This window comes from Mycobacterium sp. MFM001, assembly GCF_003402475.1.
Lineage (GTDB): Bacteria > Actinomycetota > Actinomycetes > Mycobacteriales > Mycobacteriaceae > Mycobacterium.
On the sequence record NZ_BFAB01000010.1, the window covers coordinates 1 to 24,277 of the forward strand.

Here is a 24,277-nt window from a genome sequence, read left to right on the forward strand (position 1 = left end):
GGAGCCCCGCCCGCCGGCGGTTTCCGCGGCCGCCCGGGTGGCGGTGGTGGTCGTCCCGGCCAGCGCGGCGGCGCGGCCGGCGCGTTCGGCCGTCCCGGCGGCGCCCCGAAGCGTGGCCGCAAGTCGAAGCGGGCCAAGCGCGCCGAATACGAAAACATGCAGGCGCCGGTCGTCGGCGGCGTGCGGTTGCCGCACGGCAACGGCGAAACCATCCGGCTGGCCCGCGGCGCATCGCTGTCCGACTTCGCCGAGAAGATCGACGCCAACCCAGCCGCGCTGGTGCAGGCGCTGTTCAACCTCGGCGAGATGGTGACCGCCACCCAGTCGGTGGGCGACGAGACCCTCGAGCTGCTCGGCAGCGAGATGAACTACAACGTTCAGGTCGTCTCCCCGGAGGACGAGGACCGCGAGCTGCTGGAATCGTTTGACCTGTCCTACGGAGAAGACACAGGGGACGAGTCCGCATTGCAGACTCGCCCGCCGGTAGTGACCGTGATGGGTCACGTCGACCACGGGAAGACCCGGCTGCTGGACACCATCCGTCAGGCCAACGTCCGCGAGGCGGAGGCAGGCGGCATCACCCAGCACATCGGTGCCTACCAGGTGCCGGTGGACCTCGACGGCGACCCGCGGCTCATCACCTTCATCGACACCCCCGGTCACGAGGCGTTCACCGCTATGCGTGCCCGCGGTGCCAAGGCCACCGACATCGCGATCCTGGTGGTTGCCGCCGACGACGGCGTCATGCCGCAGACGGTGGAGGCCATCAACCACGCCCAGGCTGCCGATGTGCCGATTGTGGTGGCAGTCAACAAGATCGACAAAGAGGGCGCCGACCCGGCCAAGATCCGCGGGCAGCTCACCGAATACGGTTTGGTGCCAGAGGAATTCGGCGGCGACACGATGTTCGTCGACATCTCCGCCAAGCAGGGCACCAACATCGAGGCGCTGCTCGAGGCGGTGTTGCTGACCGCCGACGCGGCACTGGACCTGCGGGCCAACCCGGACATGGAAGCCCAGGGTGTGGCGATCGAGGCGCACCTCGACCGTGGCCGGGGCCCGGTGGCCACCGTGCTGGTGCAGCGCGGGACGCTGCACGTCGGCGACTCGGTGGTGGCCGGCGACGCCTACGGCCGGGTGCGACGGATGGTCGACGAGTACGGCGAGGACGTCGAGGCGGCGCTGCCGTCGCGGCCGGTGCAGGTCATCGGCTTCACGTCGGTGCCCGGCGCCGGTGACAACTTCCTCGTCGTCGACGAGGACCGCATCGCCCGCCAGATCGCCGACCGGCGCAGCGCCCGCAAGCGCAACGCGCTAGCCGCGCGGTCGCGCAAGCGGATCAGCCTGGAGGACCTGGACTCGGCGCTGAAGGAAACCAGCCAGCTGAACCTGATCCTCAAGGGCGACAACGCCGGTACCGTCGAGGCGCTGGAAGAAGCCCTGATGGGAATCCAGGTCGACGACGAGGTGGCGCTGCGCGTCATCGACCGCGGCGTCGGTGGCATCACCGAGACCAACGTCAACCTGGCCTCGGCGTCCGATGCGGTGATCATCGGGTTCAACGTGCGCGCCGAGGGCAAGGCCACCGAGCTGGCCAACCGCGAGGGCGTGGACATCCGCTACTACTCGGTGATCTACCAGGCGATCGACGAGATCGAGAAGGCCCTGCGCGGCATGCTCAAGCCGGTCTACGAGGAGAATCAGCTGGGCCGCGCGGAGATCCGGGCGCTGTTCCGCTCGTCGAAGGTCGGTGTGATCGCCGGATGTCTGGTCACCTCGGGTGTGATGCGCCGCAACGCCAAAGCGCGGCTGCTGCGCGACAACATCGTGGTCGCCGAGAACCTCACTGTGCAATCGCTGCGACGGGAGAAGGACGACGTCACCGAGGTCCGCGACGGCTACGAGTGCGGTTTGACGCTGGGCTACAACGACATCAAGGAAGGCGACGTCATCGAGACCTATGAGCTGGTCGAAAAGGAGCGTCACTAGGCATGGCTGATCCGGCCCGCGCACGCCGGCTCGCCAAGCGGATCTCGACGATCGTCGCGTCGGCGATCGAGTACGAGATCAAAGACCCGCGGCTCGCCGGTGTCACGATCACCGACGCCAAGGTGACCGCCGACCTGCACGACGCGACGCTGTATTACACGGTGATCGGTCGCACGCTCGAGGACGAGCCGGATTACGCCGGAGCGGCCGCGGCGCTGGAAAGCGCCAAGGGCGTACTGCGCAGCAAGGTCGGGGCGGGCACCGGTGTGCGGTTCACCCCCACCCTGACGTTCAGCAGGGACACGGTGCCCGACGCCGCGCACCGGATGGAAGAGCTGCTGGCCCGCGCCCGCGCCGCCGACGCCGATCTGGCCCGGGTCCGCGCGGGTGCCAAGCCGGCTGGCGAGGCCGACCCCTACCGCCTGAGCCCGGCGGACGCCGGCGGAGAGGGAGACGCCGGTGACGACGATCGATCCGACGACTGAGCCGGCCGTGCAACGCGTCGACGCGCTCGGCGCTGCCGAGATGCTGTCGGCCGCCGCGACCGTCGGAGTGGTCTGCCACGTGTATCCCGACGCCGACACGATCGGCGCCGGGCTGGCGCTGGCGTTGGTGCTCGACCAGTGCGGCAAGGACGTGCAGGTCAGCTTCGCCGCGCCAGCGACCCTGCCGGAGTCGCTGCAGTCGCTGCCCGGCGGTCGGCTGCTGGTCGACCCGGACGCTTTCCGCCGCGACGTCGATCTGGTTGTCACCGTGGACATTCCGAGCGTCAACCGGCTCGGCGGGCTGGCTGATCTGGCGGCCGGTGGGCAGGAGTTGTTGGTCGTCGACCACCATGCCTCCAATCAGCTGTTCGGCACCGCCAATTTCGTCGACCCGTCGGCGGATTCCACCACGATGCTGGTCGCCGAGCTGCTCGACGCGTGGGGCAAGCCGATCGATATCGAAGTGGCGCACTGCCTTTACGCCGGGCTGACCACCGACACCGGATCGTTCCGGTGGGCCAGTGCGCGCGCGCATCGGCTGGCGGCGCGGCTGGTCGAGCTCGGCGTGGACAACGCCGCGATCAGCCGGGCATTGTTGGACACCCATCCGTTCGCGTGGCTGATGATGCTGTCGCGGGTGCTGGGCTCGGCGCAGTTGGTGCCCGACGCCGTGGGCGGCCTCGGGCTGGTGTATGCCGTCGTGGACCACCGGGAGTGGCTCGACTCGCGACCGGAGGAAGTCGAAAGCGTCGTCGACATTGTCCGCACCACCGCACAGGCCGAGGTGGCCGCGGTGTTCAAAGAGGTTGCGCCGCAACAGTGGACGGTATCGATGCGGGCCAAGTCCGCGGTGGACCTGGCCGCGGTCGCCTCGACGTTCGGCGGCGGGGGTCATCGGCTGGCCGCCGGCTATTCGATCACCGGTTCGGCCGACGACGTGGTGACGAGACTCCGGGCCGCCCTCGGGTGAGCGAGGCCGGCGGCCGTCAGATCGCCGGTTTGGCGTTGCCTGCGCTGGGTGTGCTTGCGGCCGAACCGCTTTACCTGTTGTTCGACACCGCGGTCGTCGGCCGGCTCGGCGCGCTGAGCTTGGCCGGGCTGGCCGTCGGCGCGCTGATCCTGGGCCTGGTCGGTTCTGACTCGACGTTTCTGTCCTACGGCACGACGGCGCGATCGGCTCGGTATTTCGGGGCCGGCGACCGGGTTTCGGCCGTGGCCGAGGGCGTGCAGGCGACGTGGCTGGCCATCGGGCTGGGCGTGCTGGTCATCGTCGTGGTGCAAATCGGGGCGGTGCCACTGGTATCGGTGATCGCGTCGGGCCGCGACATCGCCGCCGCAGCGCTTGTATGGCTGCGGATCGCGATCCTGGGCGCACCGGCGATTCTGGTGTCGATGGCGGGCAACGGCTGGCTGCGCGGCGTGCAGGACACCGTGCGGCCGCTGCGCTATGTGGTTGCCGGGTTTGGTCTTTCGGCGTTGCTCTGCCCGTTGCTGGTGTACGGCTGGCTGGGCCTGCCGCGGCTGGAACTCGCCGGGTCGGCGGTGGCCAACCTGGTGGGCCAGTGGCTGGCCGCGCTGCTGTTCGGGCGTGCGCTGTTGGCCGAACGGGTGCCGCTGCGGCTCAACCGCACGGCACTGCGCGCTCAGGTCGTGATGGGCCGCGACCTCATGCTGCGGACTCTGGCCTTTCAAGCCTGCTTCGTATCGGCGGCAGCGGTGGCGGCCCGGTTCGGCGCGGCGGCGCTCGGCGCGCACCAGGTGGTGCTGCAGCTGTGGGAATTCCTTGCGCTGGTTCTCGATTCGCTGGCGATCGCAGCGCAGGCGCTGGTAGGTGCGGCCCTGGGCGCGGGCCGCATCGAAAACGCCAAGTCGGTGGCGCGACGGGTCACCGTGTTCTCGGCGGTCGCCGCGGCACTGCTGGCCGTGGTGTTCGCCGCGGGCGCGTCCGTGCTGCCCGAACTGTTCACCGACGACCGCTCCGTCCTTGCTGTGATCGGGGTGCCGTGGTGGTTTTTGGTGGCCCAATTACCTATCGCTGGAGTCGTTTTCGCCCTCGACGGGGTGCTGTTGGGTGCCGGCGATGCGTCGTTCATGCGCACCGCGACAGTGCTCAGCGCACTGGTCGGGTTCTTGCCGCTGACGTGGCTGTCGCTGGTTTTCGGCTGGGGCCTTGCCGGAATCTGGTCCGGCCTGACCAGTTTCATCGTGCTGCGGCTGTTGTTCGTCGGTGCCCGCACCATCTCGGGCCGCTGGGCGGTAATCGGAACGTGAGGATGCATGGCTAGTCAACGTGATCGAATGCTCAGCGGAGCGCTCTACCAAGCGAGCGACCCCGATCTTGTCGAGGGCCGCACCGCATGCCAGCGCTTGCTCGATGCGTTCAACGCGACGCTGGCCGACGACGACGAGCGCAGACAGCAGCTGCTGCACGAGCTGCTCGGATCGTTGGGCGACGGTTCGGTGATACTGCCGCGATTCCAATGCGATTACGGAAGCTACATCAGCATCGGCGCGAACAGTTTTCTCAACTACGACGCGATTCTGCTGGACTGCGCGCCGATCACCATCGGCGACGACGTGTCGATCGGTCCCCGCGCGCAGCTGCTCACTGCGCATCACCCGGTCGACGACTACGACACCCGCCGCGAGGCCTGGGAATCAGCGTCTCCCATCGCAATTGGCAACAACGTATGGCTGGGCGCCGGAGTCATTGTCTGTCCGGGAGTGGCCATCGGCGACAACTCGGTTGTCGGCGCCGGCAGTGTCGTGACCAGGGATGTGCCACCGGGCGTGCTGGCGGCCGGCAATCCATGCCGTGTCATCAGGGAACTGCGCGGCCGGCGCTAGTCGCTGGATTCAGCGCCGCCCGGATTGGATGGCGCGCTGGATGCGGGCGGAGAGCTCGCGATCCATCAGCAGCTGGTCGATCAGCGCTGTCAGCACCTCTTGTCCGGTGACGCGGGCGAGGCCGAGGCGATCGGCGGCGTCTCGTTGCCAGATGTCCAGCGCCCGGTGCTGGGCCGGCGTGAGATCAACCGTGCGCCGTGTGCGTCGGCCGCGTGTTTGGCCGACGGCGATGCGTTCGGTCGCGGCACCCGAGCCCGGGAATGTGGGCGGGGCGGTTCTGCCGGGCGTGCCGGACCGTTCGGCGTCGGCCTCGAAGCGATCGGCGCCAGCGCTCATTGATGCGGACCTTCCATCGGCGGACGGGACATTGGGCCAAACTGGCGAGTCAGCATATCAGTATGGCTTCACGGCGGAAATCGGCATCCGGAACCGGAGTATGAGAGCAGAGTAGTAGCTAGGCGTCATTAACGTTGCTGCCTAGACGAATGCCATTGCCGGGTCTGCATTCTTATCTCATCGCATACGGAAATACAAAAGTCGAGGCATCAGTAAGCCAGTATAACGTTGTTACCAGGACAAACATGGTCTTTTGATGCTGAAAAAGTATCTACTGAACTCAGGCAATCCCATTCTTGGAAATCCGGTCGCAGCTACTTGTGAAATCGCTGAAAGGTCGCTACAAAAGTTGCTGACAATCAATTAGCTGCGTTAAGTTGGTTATCGAACCAGCAAGGAAATATCTCTAGGAGGTTGTTATGTCGAGTTGGGCGGGTTCGGTGCGCCGGGTGGCGGTCGGCGCGATCGGTGCCGGTGCGCTCAGTGGTGCGATGCTCTTTGGCGCCCTCCCGTCGGCGCAGGCGACCCCGACCGTGGCAAGCAGCACAGCCGCGCCGGCGGCCCTGGGCAGCCCGGCCGACCTCAACAACGTCGTCGCCGCGGGTTGGCACGGCGCACCCATGCCGGAGCACTGGTGGCGTCATCACCACCGGTGGTGGCACCACTGGTGGTGGTGGTGGTGACCCGCGCGATCGAGGCGACACCCGGCCGAAAGGCCGGGTGTCGCCTCGACAGACGCATAGACCTTCTCAACGGACCGACTATTAAGGCTCATGCAATGACTTCCTCACGACGCACCATCCGCCAAACCTCGTGCCTGCTCATCGCACTCGGCGCAAGCGTGGCCATCCCGGCGTGCAGCCATTCCGCAGAACACCCTGCCGGCACCTCGTCGACGCAGTCACAACCGCCGTCGCCAACCAATACGCCGGCCGCGGCAGCGCCCGCCGGCTACGACATCGCACGCGTCGACAATGTCAAGAACGACTTTCCGGCCGGCTTCGCGCCGGAGGCCGAACAACCGAAAACGTTGGCGCAACACGATATTGACAGCTCAGGCATCACCGCATTCACCAAAGCGCAGATCGATCCGCCGCAATGCCGCTCGATGGTCATCCCGCCGAACGTCGAACCGTCCGTCGGCGCACAGGCGGCCGGCGTGCGCGGCGAAGGCGATCAGGGCAACATCTACGTCGTGGCGCTCCGGTTGCCGCAGCCGGTGCCGGCCGGTCAGCCGCCCGCGGGCTGCGATCGGGTCACTTTGTCCGGCGACCCGCAGGCGGCCGGAACCGCCGAGCGCGTCCCCGCCCCGCACATCGACGGCGTCACCACCACGGGGGTCAAGTTGAGCGCTGACGCCTCGGACGACCCCGACTACATCTACACGGCGGCGCTCGACGACCAGACGTCCGTCGTGGTGATGGGCAGTACGGACACGCAACTCAATCCGCAACAGTTGCTGCCGGACTTACTGGTCAAGGCCACATCGGCGGTCCGCGGCCAGTAGCCCGATTGGGGTAGCGGACTACGCGCGACAACGGCGCGTGGCGGGACCAGATTGGTCGTAGCCACGAAGGAGATCTCGAGTGTCATCGCATCGATTCCACCGCGCCAAAGTCGATGCAGGCGTCTACCAGTTGACGGATCGTCTGCATAGGCGCACAGCGCGCGTCTCAGGCGAGGACATCGTGACGACGTTGTCCGCATGGCTGGCCGAGCTGGGCGCTACGACACCATTTGTCGAAGATCTGGCTCGAGCGGTACTTGCCGGCGATTGGCCGAAGGCGCATGCGCTCGCCGACTATTTGTCGGTGGACGTGACGGTGATCGCACCCACGCACTTATCGCACTTGCGCGCGGCCGCGCTGCAACACCGCTTCCCGGTTGGCGGCAATGTCGTCGCCGCTGGTCCGGTATTGCCTGGCCGCGTTCGCCTCCAGCCATAGCCCCGCGCTGGTCTGCGACTCGTCGATGCGGTGGTAGGAGGCCAGCAGCGCGCGCACCGCGTTCTGGTTGTTGCCGACGATCGAGGCGGCCACCTGCCGGGCGGCGGGCAACAGCTGCTCATGCGGCACCACTTCGGTGACCAGGCCGGCGCGCAGTGCGTCCTGGGCGGACAGGTAGTCACCGGTGAGGCTCATCCGGCGGGCCAGGCCGACCCCGACCTTCTGCGGCAGCCGCACGCTCAGCCCCCAAGTCGGCAAAAGGCCCACCCGCGCATGGGTGTCGGCGAACCGGGCCTGTTCGGAGGCGATCAGGATGTCGCAGTACAACGCCAGCTCCAGACCGCCGGTGACGGCCGCGCCGTTGATCGCGCCGATCACCGGTTTGGTCATCGCCGGCCAGCGCGGCGAGATGTCCGGCAGCGCCGACTGCCCGCCCAGCTCCTTGAGGTCCAGCCCCGCGCAGAACACCGGGTCGGCGCCGGTGAGGATCACGACGTCGACGGCGTCGTCCTCCTCGGCCTGCGACAACGCGGCGAAAAACCGGTCCCGCAGCGCCGCGGACAGCGCATTGCGGGACTCGGGGCGGTTCAGGGTCAGGGTGCGGACGCGCTCGTCGGTGTCGATCAGCAGAATGTCGCTCATCGCATCACCGTAGCCAGGCCCACCTATGGTTGATGCATGTGCCGGAACATCACCGAACTGCGCGGACTCGAGCCACCGGCGACAGCCGTGGAGATCGAGGCGGCGGCACGCCAATATGTGCGCAAGGTCAGCGGCATCACCCGGCCGTCGGCGGCCAACGGCGAGGCTTTCGAGGCCGCGGTCGCACAAGTCACGGAGGCGACGACGCGGCTGTTGGCGGCATTGCCCGCGCGGCGTCAACCTCCGAAAACCGTGCCGCCGTTGCGCCGGCTCGCGACGACATGACGGCTGCGCTCAAGGAGTGGAGCGCGGTCGTGCATGCGCTGCTCGACGGTCGTCAGACCGTGCTGTTGCGTAAAGGCGGGATCGGAGAGAAGCGCTTCGACGTCGCCGCCGACGAATTCGTGTTGTTCCCGACGGTGGCGCACAGCCACACCGAGCGGGTCCGGCCCGAGCACCGGGATCTGCTGACCGCAGCGGCCGCCGACAGCACCGACGACCGGCTGATCGTCCGTGCAGCAGCCAAAGTTGTTGCGGCGCTGTCGGTTAACCGTCCCGAACACCTCGAGGCGATCGAGGACCTGCATATTTGGACCACCGAATCGGTGCGCAAAGACCGGCTGGACTTCCGGCCCAAGCATCGGCTGGCCGTGCTGGTCGTGCAGGCCATCCCGTTGGCCGAGCCGGTAACCCTGGGCCGGATTGCGGACTACGCGGGATGCACCAGTTGGGTGCAGGTTCCGATCGCGCCGAGCCTGGAGTCACCCGTGTACGACGAGGCGGCGCTAGCGCGGATCTCCGCCCGGGTCCGCGACGCCGTCGGATGACGTCTGGTCGACAAGCACCGCGCCGTCGGGCCGGTTTCCCAGTGTCTGAAGGGAAATCGGCTCGTCCGCCGCGGTGAGCCGAACGACCTGCGCCAGTTGCTGCGGAGCGTCGCATTGCACATAATGATCCGCGCCCGGCACTATCCAGTATCGGTTGCGCCCGGGCTTGTCCTTCAAGAACGTGTGCCACACGAAGTTGGCGACCCGAACCGGGGCGACGTTGTCGTGCAGGCCCCACACCAGGCTCGTGTTGATCCCACTCTTGGAAAGCGCCTGTAGCCAACTGGTTTCGTCGGCGGCGCGCTCGTTGAGGTACTGGATCGTGTCGGGCAGCACCGCAATCCCGTCGTTGTGCGCGAAACACCGTGACAGCGCCGCGATCTCGGGGTCGTCAAGCGTCCGGCGCGGCGTGAACGTCGTCGCGCCCAGCCCCGCCGCCAGCATGTCGGGAGTCGTGGCCCGCGCCGTGTCGCGCGCGGTAGCGGGGTCGAGTAGTGCGATCTGAAACGCGGTGAGGTTGGCCAGCGGCAGAAAGATGTTGGCGTTGGTCAAAATGACTTCTGTCGGTGGGACAGCCGCATCCGACGACGCGATCATGCCGACACTGGTACCGCGGTCGTGGGTGAGCATCGTGTAGCGGGTCAGCTTCCACACGTTGGTGATCGCGTGCATCAGCAGGCGGGCATCGTCGTACAGCGAATATTTGTATGGCGCCGGCGGTTTGTCGGAGAGGCCGTAGCCGGGGAAGTCCAGCAGGAAGATGTCGAACTCGTCGCCTAGTTCCCGGGTCAGCGCGAAGTAGTCGATGCTCGACGTCGGGAATCCGTGCACGCAGACTAGCGCGGGTGCTCCCGGAGTTCCGCAGCGTCGGCTGAAGACAGCGACTTCCGCTTCGTCATTGTCGGCAGTGGTTGAGCACCAACGGATTTGCGTGCCACCGTGTCGCCACTCGTCGAAGATGTCCATCGTTCATTCGACCGGGAGCAGCAGCCGCGAGTCGCCGAAATGCACGCTGTGGGTGGTCGGTGTCATTCGGCTGCCGCTGACCACCGGCTCACCGGTGCCGAGGTTGCGCGCATAGCGGGGATGCCAACCGCCGGCGACAAGCACGCGGATGCGCGAGCCGGCGCGGAATCGGTGTGCGACAGCGTCGAGTTCGAGCCGCACGGTGTCCGACGGTTCGGCCAGCCGCCGATAGCCGTCGCTGACGTTGCGCGAGCGTCCCCGCGCGTCGACCTCGCTGACCCGGGCGAACACGTCGACGTGCGGATTGTCCGAGCTGTGTGCCAGCTCTACGACCGGGTTGCCGTGCACGTAGAGGTCTTCAGTGAGTGCGTCGCCGGTGAACACCAGCACGTCGTCGCGGCGGGCGAGCCGGCTGTCGTTGCGGTATCCGCTGTTCGGTGCCAGCAGCGGGCCGCCGATCGTGGGGGTCGGGTCGGCCGGGTCGAAGCGGAACGTGGCCGGCGGGGCAGGGGTGGGCGGTGTGGCGGCCAGCCCGCCACCGGTTTGCAGGTACAGCGACCGGGTGGTGGTGGCCGGCGGCCAGTCGGGCAGCTCGCGCCAGCCCTCCCCAGTGACGAAGGCGCGCACGGTGTTCGGCCGTCGTGTGCCCGAGGCGGCGCCGAGATGGGTGTCCAGCCAGGCCAGGGATTCCCGGGTGATCGTGGGCAGGCCCCTGAAGAGGAGCTGGGTGTGGGTCCACGGACCGATGGTCAGCGCCACCTCGACGCCGCGGTCACGTAGATGCCGGTACTGCTGGATCGTCTGCCGCAGGAACAGGTCCTGCCAGCCGCCGAACAGCAGTACCGGGACTTGTACGCGATCCAGTGCGGCGGTCAACCGCAGCGGCTTCCAGAACGGGTCGTCGGGGTCGGAATGTTCCAGCCAGGACTCGTACCACGGCGCGGCCTTGCCCAGCAGCGCCCGGCCGGCGGCGCCCAGCGGTAACTCGAGGGCCGCACGGGCCACCCGGCGTCGGGCCCGCAGCTGATGGATGCCGGCCCGGATCCGCGGGCGATCCTCCTGGTGGGCGATCAGGTCACTCCAGCGCAGGAAGTCGTTGACCCCGAACGAGCCGGTGCCCCACGACGATGCGCTGAAATCGTGCGGGCCGGCGATGATCACCGCCGCGGCCAGTTCCGGCGGTGGATCCTGCAGGATCGCCCACTGGGTGAAACCCAGATAGGAGATCCCGACGGTGCCGAACTGGCCGGTGAACCAGGGTTGCTGCCGCAGCCATGCGACGGTGTCGGCGCCGTCGTCGGCCTCACGACGCATCGGCTCGAACACGCCGGCCGATCCGAACGTCCCCCGGACGCTCTGCAGCACCACGTGGTAGCCGCGTGCGGCGTACAGCGCGCCGAACGCCAGTGAGAACGGAAACCTGCGGCCGTAAGGTCCGCGCGCCAGCAGGGTACCGACGGGTTCACCGCCCGTGGGTGCATAGTGGTCGGCCACCAGCTCGACGCCGTCGCGCATCGGCACCCGAACGGGCGAGACCGTGTACTCGGTCGTCGGCGCCGGCAAGTGCAGCAGGCGGCCGAGGGCATTGCCGGTCAGCACGTGCAGCTTCGACCGCACGGGTCGGGCGGACGTGGTGGTCACCATTTAGAACACGTAGTAGGGCGAAAGCTCGTTGGCCCGTTGCAAATTGGTGGCCGGGCAGTCGACGTCGGGTTCGGAGTAGACGGTCGAGTAGAACAGCGCCTGCTGGATCAGCCCGTAGCTGGTCTTGAACGCCACCATGCACGAAACCCACCAATGGCTGTTGTGGTAGGTCGGCTTGAGCACCCAGTACTGCGCGGCGCGGTGCCCGTTGACGGTGGTCTCGAGGGCATCGGCCGGCAATGTCTGCTCGTAGCTGCGCCAGATGATCGGCTCGACCGCCAACTGGTAGTTGCCCGCGTCGTAGTGGCAGCGCAGCCCCTCCTCGTGCTCGGGCGGGGTGTACGAGAGGCCGAGCCGCTGGACGACGTCGAACGGGATGTCCTCGCACGGGTCGAAAGGGCTGGGGTCGGTGGTCGCCACGATCGGGCTTTTCATCGTGGTGGCCGGTTCCAGCGGTGCGCCGGTGGACCGCAACTGCACGGCCATACCGCCGCTGCCGGCCGGCGGGGCAGTCTGGCAGACCACGACAACTGCCGTCACCAGCGCGCCCAGTGCCGTGATCAGACGCAATTTGACGAGCCACTTTCCGGCCATGGCGGGGAGTCTAACGAGAACACGTTCCAATCCGCACCCGGTTGCCCGGCTAGGCTGAGGAGTCGTGGCGGCAGAAACGACGAGGCACGAGCCGACGCTGTGGGCGGTCTCCGACCTGCACACCGGTCACCTCGGCAACAAGCCCGTCACCGAATCGCTGCATCCGTCGTCGCCGGACGATTGGCTGATTGTCGCCGGTGACGTCGCCGAACGCACCGACGACATCCGGTGGTCGCTGGATCTGCTGCGACGACGGTTCGCGAAGGTCATCTGGGTGCCCGGCAACCACGAGCTGTGGACCACCGGCAAGGACCCGATGCAGGTCTTCGGCCGCGCGCGCTACGACTACCTGGTCCACATGTGCGACGAGATGGGTATCGTCACGCCGGAGCATCCGTTCCCGGTGTGGACCGAGCGGGGCGGCCCGGCCACGATCGTGCCGATGTTTCTGCTCTACGACTACACGTTCCTGCCGGAAGGGGCGACGACCAAAGCCGAGGGCCTGGCGATCGCCCGGGAAAACAATGTGGTGGCCACCGACGAATTCCTGTTGTCCTCCGAGCCGTACGGCACCCGCGAGGCCTGGTGCCGGGATCGGCTGGCGGCCACCCGCAAACGGCTCGAAGACCTCGACTGGATGACGCCGACCGTGCTGGTCAACCATTTCCCGCTGGTGCGCGAGCCCTGCGACGCGCTGTTCTACCCGGAGTTCTCGCTGTGGTGCGGCACCACCGAGACCGCCGACTGGCACACCCGCTACAACGCCACCTGCTCGGTCTATGGGCACCTGCACATTCCGCGCACCACCTGGTACGACGGGGTGCGGTTCGAGGAGGTGTCGGTGGGCTACCCGCGAGAATGGCGGCGCCGCAAGCCTTTCAGCTGGCTGCGCCAGGTGCTGCCCGACCCGCAGTATGCGCCCGGGTACCTCAACGATTTCGGCGGCCATTTCGTCATCACCGCCGAGATGCGCAAGCAGGCCGAAGAGTTCCGGAAACGGTTGCGGCAGCGGCAGTCCCGATGACCGAGACGACGCTGATGTCGTCGGTGTTGCCCGACGACGGTCACGACCTGGCGTTTGCGGAGTTGTATTCCGACCCGCCCGGGCTGGCGCCGCTGCCCGAAGAAGAGCCGCTGATCGCCCGTTCGGTGGCCAAGCGGCGCAACGAGTTCATCACCGCGCGGCACTGTGCGCGAATCGCGTTGGGCGAACTCGGGTTACCGCCGGTGCCGATTCTCAAGGGCGAGAAGGGCGAACCGTGCTGGCCCGACGGGGTGGTCGGCAGCCTCACGCACTGCACGGGCTACCGCGGCGCCGTGGTGGGCCGCAGCACCGCGGTGCGCTCGGTGGGCATCGACGCCGAACCGCACGACGTGCTGCCCGACGGGGTGCTGGACGCGATCACGCTGCCGGAGGAGCGCCACGAAATCGGCGCGCTGCCCGAAGGCATGCACTGGGACCGAATCCTGTTCTGCGCCAAGGAGGCAACGTACAAGGCCTGGTTCCCGCTGACGCGGCGGTGGCTGGGATTCGAGGACGCCCACATCGTGTTCGACGTCGAACCCGAGGGCTCTACCGGCGTGTTCGTCTCCAAGATCCTGATCGACGGCGACGCGCTGTCTGGCCCGCCATTGACCGCGTTGCGGGGGCGGTGGTCGGTGCAGCAGGGCCTGGTACTGACCGCGATTGTGCTATGACCGCTGGCCTTGTCATCGTCGACAAGCCCGCCGGTATGACGAGCCACGACGTGGTGGGGCGCTGCCGGCGGATCTTCGGCACCCGCAGGGTCGGACATGCCGGGACGCTGGACCCGATGGCCACCGGCGTGCTGGTGATCGGGATCGAGCGGGCAACCAAGATCCTCGGACTGCTGACCGGGGCGTCGAAGTCCTACGCGGCCACCATCCGCCTCGGCCAGTCGACGTCCACCGAGGATGCCGAAGGCGAAGTGCTGCATGAGGTTTCGGCAGAGCACGTGAGCGACGACGCGATTGTCGCGGGGATGGCCGAACTGCGCGGCGACATCATGCAGGTCCCGTCGACGGTCAGCGCGGTCAAAGTCGGTGGCCAACGGGCGTACCGGCTTGCGCGGGAAGGCCAGGCCGTCGAACTTGCGCCGAGGCCGGTGCGCATCGACCGCTTCGAGCTACTGGCAGTGCGCCGGCACGGTCGGCTGGTCGCCCTCGACGTCGAGGTCGACTGCTCGTCGGGAACTTACATCCGTGCGCTGGCCCGCGATCTCGGCGACGCGCTGGGCGTCGGCGGTCACTTGACCGCACTGCGGCGCACCCGGGTCGGGCGCTTCGGGCTGGATCAAGCGCGCACGCTCGACGAGCTGGCCGAAGAGCCGCGGCTGAGCCTGGATCTCGACGAGGTGTGTCTGCAGCTGTTCCCGCGCCGTGACCTGACTGCAGAGGAGGCCGACGCGGCTAGCCACGGCCGGCCGCTGCAAACGGCCGGCATCGACGGCGTCTACGCCGCCGCCACCGGCGACGGGACGGTGATCGCGCTGCTGCGCGACGACGGCCCGCGCACCAAATCGGTGGTCGTGATCCGCCCGGCCACGTTGTAGTTGTAGTTCCCACGGTCCATCTCCCATGCAGTTACATGCAGCCGAGCATGTATGCTGAGTCGGGACGATCAGACAGAAAGGTGCAGTCAAAGTGGTGCCACGCGTCGACGGTGAGGCCGTTCGGCGAACGCAGGCCGAACGCAGCGCCACCATGCGCGCGCGTTTGCTCGACGCCACCATCGACTGTCTCGTTTCCTACGGGTACGGCGGAACGACGACCCCCCGTGTCGCGGAAATCGCCGGAGTCACCCGCGGTGCTCAGGTCCACCACTTCGGGTCGAAAGAAGACCTGGTAGTCGCGGCCATTGAACATCTCGCGCAGCAGCGAGCCCAGGCCGCGATACGCGAACTCGGGCGGGTCCAGGGCAGCCCTGACCCCATCACGACGGTGCTGGATTTCCTGTGGGAGTCCCATCAAGGGCCGATGTTCATTGCGACGATCGAACTTTGGGTCGCCGCCCGCACCAACCCGGTGTTGGCGCGGCAAATCGAGCGAGTCGAGCCAGTCGTCAACAGCACGCTGATCGCCGCGATCGCGCAACTGATCCCGGACCAGGCGGCGCAAAAACAGATCCGCAACGTCGTCTACACCGCGATGGACGCTCTGCGGGGAATCCTCGTGGCAAGCTTTGTCGACCAGGACCCGCAGCGTGCCCGGCGGCGCTGGGACCGCGCCTGCGAGCACCTGCGTGCCCTCAGCGCCGGCATGTTGCCGGCGCTGTCGTCAGACTAATTCGGGACTCGACCGCCTTCGTCTGGCCCAATGCCGACCTCTTGCCTAGATACATTCTGGTGTGTATGTTTCTGGGCAGTGGAAAGGAGCGCCATGTCCAGCAAGGTTTACGTCGTCGGCGTCGGCATGACGAAATTCGAGAAGCCCGGTCGCCGAGAAGGCTGGGACTACCCCGACATGGCCCGCGAGTCCGGGACCAAGGCGCTGCAGGACGCCGGCATCGACTACAGCGCCGTCGAACAGGGCTACGTCGGCTACGTCTACGGCGAGTCGACGTCGGGGCAGCGGGCGCTCTACGAGCTGGGCCTGACCGGGATCCCCATCGTCAACGTCAACAACAACTGCTCGACCGGTTCGACCGCGCTTTTCCTTGCTGCCCAGGCGATTCGCGGCGGGCTGGCCGACTGCACGATCGCATTGGGATTCGAGAAGATGAAGCCCGGCTCGCTGGGCACGATGTACGACGACCGCACCCAGCCGATGGACAAGCACGTAATGGCCATGGCCGAGATCTCCGAAGTGCAGTTTCCGGCTGCGCCGTGGATGTTCGGGGCCGCCGGTCGCGAACACATGAAGCAATACGGCACCACGGCAGAGCATTTCGCGAAGATCGGCTACAAAAACCACAAGCATTCGGTCAACAACCCGTATGCACAGTTCCAGGAGTCCTACACCCTCGAGGACATCCTCGGGTCGAAGATGATCTACGACCCGCTGACCAAGCTGCAGTGCTCGCCGACCTCCGACGGCTCGGGAGCCGCGATCCTGGCCAGCGAACAGTTCGTCGACAAGCACGGGCTGGCGGGTCAGGCGGTGGAGATCGTCGGGCAGGCAATGACCACCGATTTCGAGTCGACGTTCGACGGCACCTGCAAAGCGTTGGTCGGTTACGACATGAATGTTCAGGCAGCACAACGGGTTTATGACCAATCCGGCCTGGGTCCGGAGGATTTCCAGGTGATCGAGTTGCACGACTGCTTCTCCGCCAACGAGCTGCTGCTCTACGAGGCGCTGGGCCTGTGCGGCGAGGGTGAGGCGGCCAAGCTGATCGACAACGGTGACACCACCTACGGCGGGCGCTGGGTGGTGAACCCGTCTGGGGGCCTGATCTCCAAGGGCCATCCACTGGGCGCGACGGGTTTGGCGCAGTGCGCCGAACTGACCTGGCAGCTGCGGGGTGTCGCGGACAAGCGTCAGGTCGACGGCGTCACGGCGGCCCTGCAGCACAACATCGGACTCGGTGGCGCCGCCGTCGTCACCGCCTACCAACGAGCGGAGCGTTGACCATGGGACACATCGAAGCAACCCGGGAACTGAGCGCAAGCCCCGAAGCGCTGTGGGAGACCGTCAGCGATTTGGCCAACTGGGACAAGTGGTTCACTGTGCACGAGAAGTGGCTGCAGGAACCGCCGGCCACGCTCACCGAGGGCGCGAAGCTGACCGCCAAGATCGTGATGCTCGGGATGGCGAACAAGATCGAGTGGACGGTCGAATCGGTCGACCCACCGCGCGGTCTCGTGCTCGGGGGGACCGGAATGGCCGGTGTCAAGGCGCAATTCACCTTCACCATCGAGCCAAACGGGGCCGGATCCAAGTTCACCGTCCGCGGTGACTTCGAGGGTGCGATGATCAAGGGCGCGCTGGGCAAGGCGGTGGAAAAGGATGGCATCAAGCAACTCGACAAGACGCTCGACCAGCTCGACGCATTGGCTTCGGCCGCATGACGGAAACGCTGGAGTTCGACGACAGCGGACTGGACCGCTGGACTGACGACGAGCGGTTTGAAGTCACTCGCGAGCGGCTGGCCGAATATGCCGCCGCCACCAATGATCCGATCGACGCGCATCGCAGAGGGGACGTGGCGCCACCGGTTTTCGCGATCGTTCCGGTTTTCGAGGCGCTGCTGACTCCCGCCGTCGACGTGATGCCCGTCGAGGCTATTCCGCGAATCGTGCATGGCGAGCAGGATTTCCACTTCCACCGCCCGATCCGACCGGGAGACAAGCTGGTCTCCCGCGGCAAGATGATCGGATATCAGGGCCTGGAGAAGGGCACCCGCGCTGCGATCCTGCTGGAATGCCGCACCGAGGACGGCGAACTCGTCAACGAACAGTACGTCACCACGTTCGTTCGCGGCCTGTCCGTCGGCAAGTCCGTCGGCGAACTGAGTCCCGACCACAAGTTCGACGACGCGTTGCGCTCGAAGGCGCCGGCGGCCAAGGTGGTGCAGCACATCGACGCCGACCAGACCTTCCGCTACGCCCCGGCGGCCGGCGACCCAATGCCGATCCACCTCGACGAGGAGGTCGCCAAGAGCGCCGGACTGCCGGGCATCATCGCGCACGGCTTGTGCACCATGGCGTTCACGTCATGGGCGGTGCTCACCGAGTTGGCAGACTCGGATGCCAACCGACTCAAGCGGTTCGCGGTGCGGTTCTCCAAGCCGGTGTTGCCCGGTGACGATCTGGAGACCCGAATCTGGGAGAAGTGCAGCGAAAACGGGATCACCAGTTACGCATTCGAGACGGCCCGCGGTGACGACTTCGTGATCACCGACGGGCTAGCGGAAATCAGGGAGACGCGCTGATGGGTGCATTGGAGGGGCGGGTTGCCGTCATCACCGGCGCTGCCCGGGGGATCGGGCGTGAGCATGCATTGCTGTTCGCCAAGGAGGGTGCCAAGGTCGTCGTCAACGACCTCGGCGGCGACAACACCGGCGAGGGAGCCGATGCCGGCCCGGCCCATGAGGTGGTCGACGAAATCGGCGCCGCCGGCGGCACGGCCGTCGCCAACACCGAGAACATCGCCACCTGGGACGGTGCGCAAAACGCTGTGCAGCAGGCGATCGACGAGTTCGGCCGGCTCGACGTCCTGGTGAACAACGCCGGCATTCTGCGGGACGCGTTCATCGCCGGGATGGACGAAGCGCAGTGGGATGCGGTTCTGGCCGTGCACCTCAAGGGCCACTTCGCGATGCTGAGGCACGCCGCCGCCTACTGGAAGGCGCAGTCGAAGGCGGGGGATCAGCCCAACGCCGCGGTGATCAACACCGCATCGGGTTCCGGTGTGACACTGCCCAATCCGGGCCAGGCCAATTACGGCGCGGCCAAAGCCGGAATCGCGGCCCTGACGTTGATCGCCGCCGAGGAATTGGACCGCTACGGCGTGCGGGTCAACGCGATCGCGCCGATCGCGCGCACCCGGCTCACGTTGGCCACACCCGGGATGGGTGCGTTGATGGACGAGCCCGAGGACGGCGAGCTCGACCTGTTCAGCCCGGCCAATATTTCGCCGCTGGTGGCCTACCTGGCCACCGACAAATGCCCGATCACCGGGAAAGTGTTCGCTGTACAGGGCGGCGCGATCTCCGAACTGGCCGGCTGGCATGACGTGAAAACCATTGAGACCGACGGTCCGTGGGAGATCGATAACATTGCCGCGAGGTTGTCATGATCGAATGGTCTGAGACCGACCTGATCATGCGGGATGCGGTCCGCGGTTTCATCGATAAGGAGATCCGGCCGCATCTCGACGCGCTGGAAACCGGTGAGATGTCGCCGTATCCGATCGCCCGCAAGCTGTTCAGCGAATTCGGTCTCGACGTGCTGGCGGCCGAAGCCGTCAAGTCGATGCTGGACAAAGAACGCGCTGGGGAAGCCGATCGTAAGCGGGAATCAAGCGGGCTGGGACCCCTGGGCGCGCAGGCGTCGATGGCGGCGGTGCTGGTGTCCGAACTTGCCGGTGTCAGTATCGGACTGCTCAGCACGATCGGTGTCAGCCTGGGTTTGGGTGCGGCGACGATCATGAGCCGCGGCACGCTCGCCCAGAAGGAACGCTGGCTGCCCGAGCTGATGACGCTCGAGAAGATCGCGGCCTGGGCCATCACCGAGCCCGACTCGGGCTCGGATGCATTCGGCGGGATGAAGACCACCGTCAAGCGTGATGGCGTCGACTACATCCTCAACGGGCAGAAGACATTCATCACCAACGGTCCCTACGCCGACGTCCTCATCGTCTACGCGAAACTGGACGACGGCTCGCCAGATCGGCGCAACCGACCCGTGTTGCCCTTCGTCCTCGAGGCCGGAATGCCGGGACTGGCCCAAGGCAAGCCGTTCAAAAAGATGGGCATGATGTCGTCGCCCACCGGCGAGTTGTTCTTCGACAACGTGCGGCTCACGCCGGATCGGCTGCTCGGTGAAACGGAGCAACACAGTTCCGGGGACGGCCGCGAAAGCGCCCGCGCCAACTTCGCTGCCGAACGTCTCGGCGTCGCGCTGATGGCGCTCGGCATCATCAACGAATGTCACCGGCTCTGCGTCGATTACGCCAAGACCCGCACGCTGTGGGGGCAGAACATCGGCCAGTTTCAGTTGATCCAGCTCAAGTTGGCGAAGATGGAAGTCGCCCGAATCAACGTGCAGAACATGGTCTTTCAGACGTTGGAGAAGATGCAGGCCGGCACGGTGCCCTCTTTGGCGGAGGCGTCGGCGATCAAGCTCTACTCGTCGGAGGCGGCCACCGACGTCGCGATGGAGGCCGTGCAGCTGTTCGGCGGCAATGGCTACATGGCCGAGTACCGCGTGGAACAGCTTGCCCGCGATGCCAAATCGCTGATGATCTACGCCGGCAGCAACGAGGTCCAGGTGACGCACATCGCCAAGGATCTGCTGGCCACATGATCACCGAAGCTCGGGTGTCGTACAACGGCGTGGCCACCCGGGCGTTGTCGGTGTCGGGTGACGGCACTCCGATCATCGCGCTGCACGGATACGCCGACACTGCCGACACCTGGCGCGGCGTGCTCATCGGTTTGGAAGCCGCGGGCCGGCGTGCCGTCGCCGTGGACCTGCCCGGCTTCGGTTACGCCGACCCGCGCGCACCGGGCCCGATGCTGGGGCAGTTCGACGGCTTCGTCGACGACATCCTGGCCCAGTGCTCGCCGGCGGTGCTGATCGGCAACTCGCTGGGCGCCGCCACGGCCGTACGCGCGGCGAGCCGCAACCCAGTTCGTGTCAAAGCCATTGTGGCGCTCGACGACCCGCTCAACGCCCGGCACTGGCTGGCGCGGTTGGCGCGGTCGCGCGAGGTTCCCGAGCGGGTGTGGTCGCGACTGGGACGGGTCCGAGTCCCGCCGACCGTGCTGCGCCGCGGCGTGCGCTGCGCACTCGCCCGGGCGCTCTATGGGCCGGCCGGATCATGCCAAGCCGAGGTGCTCGACCAGTGGTGCGATCGGCTGACGACCGCCAATGACCTTGCGTCGCTGGGCCGTTACGCGTTCCAGTACGCGATGGAGACCGCGGGGGGACACCGGAACCTGACGGTGACCTGCCCGACGTTGATCATCCACGGGCGCCGCGACCGCGTCATCCCGGTCGACTCCAGTCGCCGCTTACACCACCAGGTACCCGGCAGCGAGTTCGTCGTGCTGAACCGATCGGGTCACTGCCCGCAGTTGGACGATCCCTGCGAAGTGGTGCGACTGGTGCTGGACTTCCTGCGAAGATCGGGGGATCACGTCGGGAGGGCGGGATGATCCGAGCGGTGCAGCAGGCGACGAATCTCGTCGGCGCCGCCGTTGTGGTGGCGCGGCGCGGCATGTTCAACCCGCTGCGGCCCGGCGAGGCGTTGCGCGGCTTTTCCGACGTCCGCCGCTACGGAACGTTCGGCGGGCTGGCCCGCCACGCCGCGGCCCGCTACGGTGACGCGCCGGCCATCACCGACGAGGCCGGCACGCTGAGCTTTCGTCAGGTGGAGGCGTCCTCGAACGCGTTGGCGCGCGGGTTGCGCACCCACGGCGTCGAGCCCGGCACGGTGGTGGCGATGCTGGGCAGGGGACACCATGCCACGATGCTTACGCTGATGGCCGCCAACAAGGTTGGTGCCCGGCTGGTGTTGATGAATACTGGATTCGCAGGACCGCAGCTGGCGGACGTCTGCGCCCGCGAAGGGGTCGGAGCGCTCGTCGCCGACCAGGAATACCTCGGCCTGCTCGACGCCATCCCCGAGCAGATCCCGCGGATCCTCGCTTGGTCCGAGGACTCGCCCCCGCTTCCGGCTGTCGAGCAGCTCGTTGTGGGCCACTCGCCGCAGCCGTTGCCCGCCCCGCTGAAGCCCGGCGGGCTGGTATTGCTGACAAGCGGAACCACCGGCACCCCGAAGGGCGCGCCACGCGACCGGGTCAATCCGCTGCAGACGGCTCAGTTGCTCGACCGTATTCCCTGGCCCGCAGGCAACACCTACTGCGTGGCCGCTCCACTGTTTCACGGCACCGGATTGGCCACCTGCTCACTGGGTTTGGCGTTGGGCAGCCGGGTCGTGTTGACGCGGCGGTTCGATCCCGAGTCGACGCTGGCCGCCGTTGCCGAGCATCGCGCCGCCACGCTGATTCTGGTGCCGACGATGCTGCAACGCATCCTCGACCTCGGGCCCGACGTGCTCGCACGATACGACACCTCGTCGCTGCGGGTGATCCTGGCCGCCGGGTCGGCACTGTCCCCAGGGCTGTGCGAACGAACACTCGACACGTTCGGCGACGTGCTCTACAACCTATACGGCTCAACCGAAGTCGCGATCGGCGCGGTCGCCACTCCGGCCGAGTTGCGCGCCGCTCCCGGTACGGTCGGTCGTCCGCCGATCGGTTGCGCATTGGCGGTTTACGACAGCGACCGCCGGCGGGTCAGCGAACCCGGCCGAACCGGCACGCTTTTCGTCTCCAGCGGGCTGAGCTTCAGCGGGTACACGGATGGGCGGAACAAGGAGACGGTGGATGGCTTGCTGTCGACGGGGGACACTGGCCATTTCGACTGCAATGGCCTGTGGTTCGTCGACGGCCGCGACGACGACATGATCGTCTCGGGTGGCGAGAACGTCTTTCCGCAGGAAGTCGAGAACCTGCTCAGCGACCACCCCGACATCGTGGAGGCGACAGTCGTAGGCGTCGACGATCCGGACTTCGGAAAGCGGCTTGCCGCATACGTTGTCAAGCACCCCGGCTCGGCCCTCGACGCCGACGCAGTCAAGGCGCACGTGCGCGCGCATCTGGCCCGGCACAAAATTCCCCGCGACGTCGTGTTCGTCGACCAACTGCCGCGCAACGAAACAGGAAAGGTCGTCAAGGCCAAGCTTGGGGAGTCCCAATGACATGGCGCCGCAACACCGTTCGGGACAAGGTCGTCGCGATCACCGGCGGCGCACGCGGTATCGGCAGGGCGACCGCTGAAGCATTTCTGCGCGCCGGTGCCCGCGTCGCACTCGGTGACATCGACACCGAGCTCGTCGAGAAGACCGCCGCCGAGCTGGCCGAGAAGACAGGCGGACAGGCCCACGGCGGTGCCCTCGATGTCACCGATCGTCGTTCGTTCGCAACGTTTCTCGACGAGTCGGAAGCCAGGTTGGGCGCACTCGACATCCTGGTGAACAACGCCGGCATCATGCCGACTGGACTGTTCGCCGACGAGGACGATGCGATGACCGACCGGATGCTCGGCATCAACGTGTGCGGCGTGCTGTATGGATCCAAGCTCGCGGCGCGGCGATTCGATGGCCGCGGCGGCCACATCGTCAACATCGCGTCGGTTGCGGGAATATGCCCCTATCCGGGCCTCGCGACCTATTGCGCCACCAAGCACGCCGTCGTCGGTCTCTCTAGGACGTTGCACTTCGAACTCGCCCCGGCAGGCATCGGCGTCACCGCGGTGCTTCCCGGAATGGTGCACACCGAGCTATCGGCCGGGCATGGCGCCCCGCGGTGGGTGCGGCCGATCACCGACGTGGAACCCGAAGACGTCGCGGCCGCGGTCGTGGCGGTGATCGGCAGCGGGCGAACCACGCTGGTTGTGCCGCGAAGGCTAGGCATCGTGTTGCGCGCGATGGACCTGTGGCCCGAGCGTGCGCGCAACGGGATGGCGCGCCTGGCGCGGTTCGACGCCGCCTTCACCCACGTGGATCCGCAACTACGCGAGGCGTACCACCGTCGGATCAGCGGAGCCGGTTAGGAATCCACGACCCAGATCGCGCACGCCGCGGGACTGCCCAGATCGACGGTGTTGGCCACGCCGTCGGCCGCCTCGACCGCCACCGAGATCATCCCGGCGAACTCGCGGCGGGTCAGCACCCGCAGTCGCGAGTCCAGGCTGATCCCGATGGAATCGAAGTAGCGCAGCATCTCCGGATCGGCGTCGGAGATGCGGGCCACGGTGCCGGCCTCGCCGTCGAGGCAGGCCCACAGCTGGCGCGCCGGCGGCGTCGGGACTTGGCCGTCGGATGCGGGGATCGGGTCGCCGTGCGGGTCACGGTGCGGATAGCCGAGCTTGGCGTCGATGCGGGACACCAGCCGGTCGGAGACCGCGTGCTCGAGCACCTCGGCCTCGTCGTGCACCTCGTCCCAGCCGTAGCCCAGCTCGTTGACCAGAAAGGTTTCCAGCAGCCGGTGCCGGCGCACCATCGCCAGCGCCGCCCGGCGCCCGGACTCGGTCAGCGTCACAGCGCCGTACTTCTCGTGGTTGACCAAACCCTGCTCGGCGAGCTTGCGAATCGACTCCGAGGCGGTGCTGGCCGACACCCCGATCCGGTCGGCCAGCATCTTGGTGCTGACCTTGTCCGGCGACCACTCCTGGGCGTTCCAGATGACCTTCAGGTAGTCCTGGGCAACAGGGCTGAGCTCGCCAGGCTCGTCGTCGGGGCGCACACACCG

Annotated in this window: 27 protein-coding genes; 21 read left to right on the top strand and 6 right to left on the bottom strand. The window is 67.1% G+C overall.

Annotated elements, in window-relative coordinates:
* The 5 genes from infB to MFM001_RS17105 form a co-directional block, all read left to right on the top strand.
* On the top strand, positions 1-1,989 hold a 1,989-nt coding region (gene infB, locus MFM001_RS17085; RefSeq protein ID WP_116376469.1), incomplete at its 5' end, for a translation initiation factor IF-2.
* Positions 1,990-1,991: 2 nt separating this feature from the next.
* Positions 1,992-2,474: a 30S ribosome-binding factor RbfA gene (gene rbfA / locus MFM001_RS17090; RefSeq protein WP_116376470.1), complete on the top strand. Its 483-nt coding sequence runs from the start codon at positions 1,992-1,994 to the stop codon at positions 2,472-2,474.
* Positions 2,449-3,444 (top strand): bifunctional oligoribonuclease/PAP phosphatase NrnA, encoded by a 996-nt coding sequence (locus MFM001_RS17095; RefSeq protein WP_371685557.1) that lies wholly within the window; start codon positions 2,449-2,451, stop codon positions 3,442-3,444. Before rbfA ends, MFM001_RS17095 begins: the two co-directional genes overlap by 26 nt.
* The gene (locus tag MFM001_RS17100; RefSeq protein WP_116376471.1) at positions 3,441-4,745 is read left to right on the top strand and encodes an MATE family efflux transporter; all 1,305 of its coding nucleotides are present in this window, start codon (positions 3,441-3,443) and stop codon (positions 4,743-4,745) included. The genes MFM001_RS17095 and MFM001_RS17100 overlap by 4 nt, the downstream gene beginning before the upstream one ends.
* A 6-nt stretch (positions 4,746-4,751) precedes the next feature.
* Positions 4,752-5,321 carry a sugar O-acetyltransferase gene (locus MFM001_RS17105; protein WP_116376472.1) on the top strand — a complete coding sequence of 190 codons (570 nt, stop codon included), beginning with the start codon at positions 4,752-4,754 and terminating at the stop codon, positions 5,319-5,321.
* A gap of 9 nt (positions 5,322-5,330) precedes the next feature.
* Here the strand turns inward: MFM001_RS17105 and MFM001_RS17110 are convergent, their stop codons facing one another.
* On the bottom strand, positions 5,331-5,657 hold the full coding sequence (locus tag MFM001_RS17110) for a hypothetical protein (RefSeq protein WP_116376473.1): 327 nt from the start codon (positions 5,655-5,657) through the stop codon (positions 5,331-5,333).
* Positions 5,658-6,076: 419 nt separating this feature from the next.
* Between MFM001_RS17110 and MFM001_RS17115 the strand changes: the two genes are divergently transcribed.
* Both MFM001_RS17115 and MFM001_RS17120 read left to right on the top strand, forming a co-directional pair.
* Positions 6,077-6,340, top strand: a complete 264-nt coding sequence (locus tag MFM001_RS17115; RefSeq protein ID WP_116376474.1) for a hypothetical protein — start codon at positions 6,077-6,079, stop codon at positions 6,338-6,340.
* 95 nt (positions 6,341-6,435) lie between these two features.
* On the top strand, positions 6,436-7,164 hold the full coding sequence (locus MFM001_RS17120; protein WP_160118025.1) for a DUF5642 family protein: 729 nt from the start codon (positions 6,436-6,438) through the stop codon (positions 7,162-7,164).
* Positions 7,165-7,498: 334 nt separating this feature from the next.
* Here the strand turns inward: MFM001_RS17120 and MFM001_RS17130 are convergent, their stop codons facing one another.
* On the bottom strand, positions 7,499-8,245 hold the full coding sequence (locus tag MFM001_RS17130) for an enoyl-CoA hydratase (RefSeq protein ID WP_116376475.1): 747 nt from the start codon (positions 8,243-8,245) through the stop codon (positions 7,499-7,501).
* A 36-nt stretch (positions 8,246-8,281) separates the two neighbouring features.
* Here MFM001_RS17130 and MFM001_RS17135 point away from each other — a divergent pair, with 36 nt between their 5' ends.
* Together MFM001_RS17135 and MFM001_RS17140 are read left to right on the top strand one after the other, a co-directional pair.
* The gene (locus MFM001_RS17135) at positions 8,282-8,530 is read left to right on the top strand and encodes a DUF2277 domain-containing protein (protein WP_116376476.1); all 249 of its coding nucleotides are present in this window, start codon (positions 8,282-8,284) and stop codon (positions 8,528-8,530) included.
* On the top strand, positions 8,527-9,072 hold the full coding sequence (locus MFM001_RS17140; protein ID WP_116376477.1) for a DUF1802 family protein: 546 nt from the start codon (positions 8,527-8,529) through the stop codon (positions 9,070-9,072). The genes MFM001_RS17135 and MFM001_RS17140 overlap by 4 nt, the downstream gene beginning before the upstream one ends.
* Here MFM001_RS17140 and MFM001_RS17145 read toward each other — a convergent pair.
* From MFM001_RS17145 to MFM001_RS17155, 3 genes are read right to left on the bottom strand one after another with little or no spacing between them, the layout of a single operon-like run.
* On the bottom strand, positions 9,031-10,038 hold the full coding sequence (locus tag MFM001_RS17145; protein ID WP_116376478.1) for an alpha/beta fold hydrolase: 1,008 nt from the start codon (positions 10,036-10,038) through the stop codon (positions 9,031-9,033). The genes MFM001_RS17140 and MFM001_RS17145 overlap by 42 nt on opposite strands.
* 3 nt (positions 10,039-10,041) lie before the next feature.
* On the bottom strand, positions 10,042-11,679 hold the full coding sequence (locus MFM001_RS17150) for a CocE/NonD family hydrolase (protein ID WP_116376637.1): 1,638 nt from the start codon (positions 11,677-11,679) through the stop codon (positions 10,042-10,044).
* 3 nt (positions 11,680-11,682) lie between these two features.
* On the bottom strand, positions 11,683-12,276 hold the full coding sequence (locus MFM001_RS17155) for a DUF3558 domain-containing protein (RefSeq protein WP_116376479.1): 594 nt from the start codon (positions 12,274-12,276) through the stop codon (positions 11,683-11,685).
* A gap of 64 nt (positions 12,277-12,340) precedes the next feature.
* Between MFM001_RS17155 and MFM001_RS17160 the strand changes: the two genes are divergently transcribed.
* The 12 genes from MFM001_RS17160 to MFM001_RS17215 all read left to right on the top strand — a co-directional run bounded on the left by MFM001_RS17160 (position 12,341) and on the right by MFM001_RS17215 (position 23,579).
* Complete coding sequence (locus tag MFM001_RS17160; RefSeq protein WP_116376480.1) at positions 12,341-13,300, top strand: metallophosphoesterase; 960 nt, start codon at positions 12,341-12,343, stop codon at positions 13,298-13,300.
* A complete protein-coding gene (locus MFM001_RS17165) occupies positions 13,297-13,974 on the top strand; it encodes a 4'-phosphopantetheinyl transferase (RefSeq protein ID WP_116376481.1) in 678 nt (225 codons plus the stop codon). The genes MFM001_RS17160 and MFM001_RS17165 overlap by 4 nt, the downstream gene beginning before the upstream one ends.
* The gene (gene truB, locus MFM001_RS17170) at positions 13,971-14,849 is read left to right on the top strand and encodes a tRNA pseudouridine(55) synthase TruB (protein ID WP_116376482.1); all 879 of its coding nucleotides are present in this window, start codon (positions 13,971-13,973) and stop codon (positions 14,847-14,849) included. Before MFM001_RS17165 ends, truB begins: the two co-directional genes overlap by 4 nt.
* A gap of 151 nt (positions 14,850-15,000) precedes the next feature.
* Positions 15,001-15,582 carry a TetR/AcrR family transcriptional regulator gene (locus MFM001_RS17175; protein WP_116376638.1) on the top strand — a complete coding sequence of 194 codons (582 nt, stop codon included), beginning with the start codon at positions 15,001-15,003 and terminating at the stop codon, positions 15,580-15,582.
* A 93-nt stretch (positions 15,583-15,675) separates the two neighbouring features.
* Entirely contained in the window at positions 15,676-16,866 is a 1,191-nt protein-coding gene (locus tag MFM001_RS17180; protein ID WP_116376483.1) for a lipid-transfer protein, read from the top strand.
* 2 nt (positions 16,867-16,868) lie between these two features.
* Complete coding sequence (locus MFM001_RS17185; RefSeq protein WP_116376484.1) at positions 16,869-17,306, top strand: SRPBCC family protein; 438 nt, start codon at positions 16,869-16,871, stop codon at positions 17,304-17,306.
* Positions 17,303-18,169, top strand: a complete 867-nt coding sequence (locus MFM001_RS17190; protein WP_116376485.1) for a MaoC/PaaZ C-terminal domain-containing protein — start codon at positions 17,303-17,305, stop codon at positions 18,167-18,169. Before MFM001_RS17185 ends, MFM001_RS17190 begins: the two co-directional genes overlap by 4 nt.
* The gene (locus MFM001_RS17195) at positions 18,169-19,035 is read left to right on the top strand and encodes an SDR family oxidoreductase (RefSeq protein ID WP_192886974.1); all 867 of its coding nucleotides are present in this window, start codon (positions 18,169-18,171) and stop codon (positions 19,033-19,035) included. Before MFM001_RS17190 ends, MFM001_RS17195 begins: the two co-directional genes overlap by 1 nt.
* Positions 19,032-20,264 (top strand): acyl-CoA dehydrogenase family protein, encoded by a 1,233-nt coding sequence (locus MFM001_RS17200; RefSeq protein ID WP_116376486.1) that lies wholly within the window; start codon positions 19,032-19,034, stop codon positions 20,262-20,264. The genes MFM001_RS17195 and MFM001_RS17200 overlap by 4 nt, the downstream gene beginning before the upstream one ends.
* Complete coding sequence (locus MFM001_RS17205) at positions 20,261-21,118, top strand: alpha/beta fold hydrolase (RefSeq protein ID WP_116376487.1); 858 nt, start codon at positions 20,261-20,263, stop codon at positions 21,116-21,118. The genes MFM001_RS17200 and MFM001_RS17205 overlap by 4 nt, the downstream gene beginning before the upstream one ends.
* Entirely contained in the window at positions 21,115-22,725 is a 1,611-nt protein-coding gene (locus MFM001_RS17210) for an acyl-CoA synthetase (RefSeq protein WP_116376488.1), read from the top strand. The genes MFM001_RS17205 and MFM001_RS17210 overlap by 4 nt, the downstream gene beginning before the upstream one ends.
* Positions 22,722-23,579 (top strand): SDR family oxidoreductase, encoded by an 858-nt coding sequence (locus MFM001_RS17215; RefSeq protein WP_116376489.1) that lies wholly within the window; start codon positions 22,722-22,724, stop codon positions 23,577-23,579. Before MFM001_RS17210 ends, MFM001_RS17215 begins: the two co-directional genes overlap by 4 nt.
* Here the strand turns inward: MFM001_RS17215 and mntR are convergent.
* Positions 23,576-24,271, bottom strand: coding sequence for a manganese-binding transcriptional regulator MntR (gene mntR, locus MFM001_RS17220; RefSeq protein ID WP_116376490.1), 696 nt, complete (start codon positions 24,269-24,271; stop codon positions 23,576-23,578). The two genes, MFM001_RS17215 and mntR, sit on opposite strands and share 4 nt — an antisense overlap.
* Between the last annotated feature and the right edge of the window lie 6 nt (positions 24,272-24,277).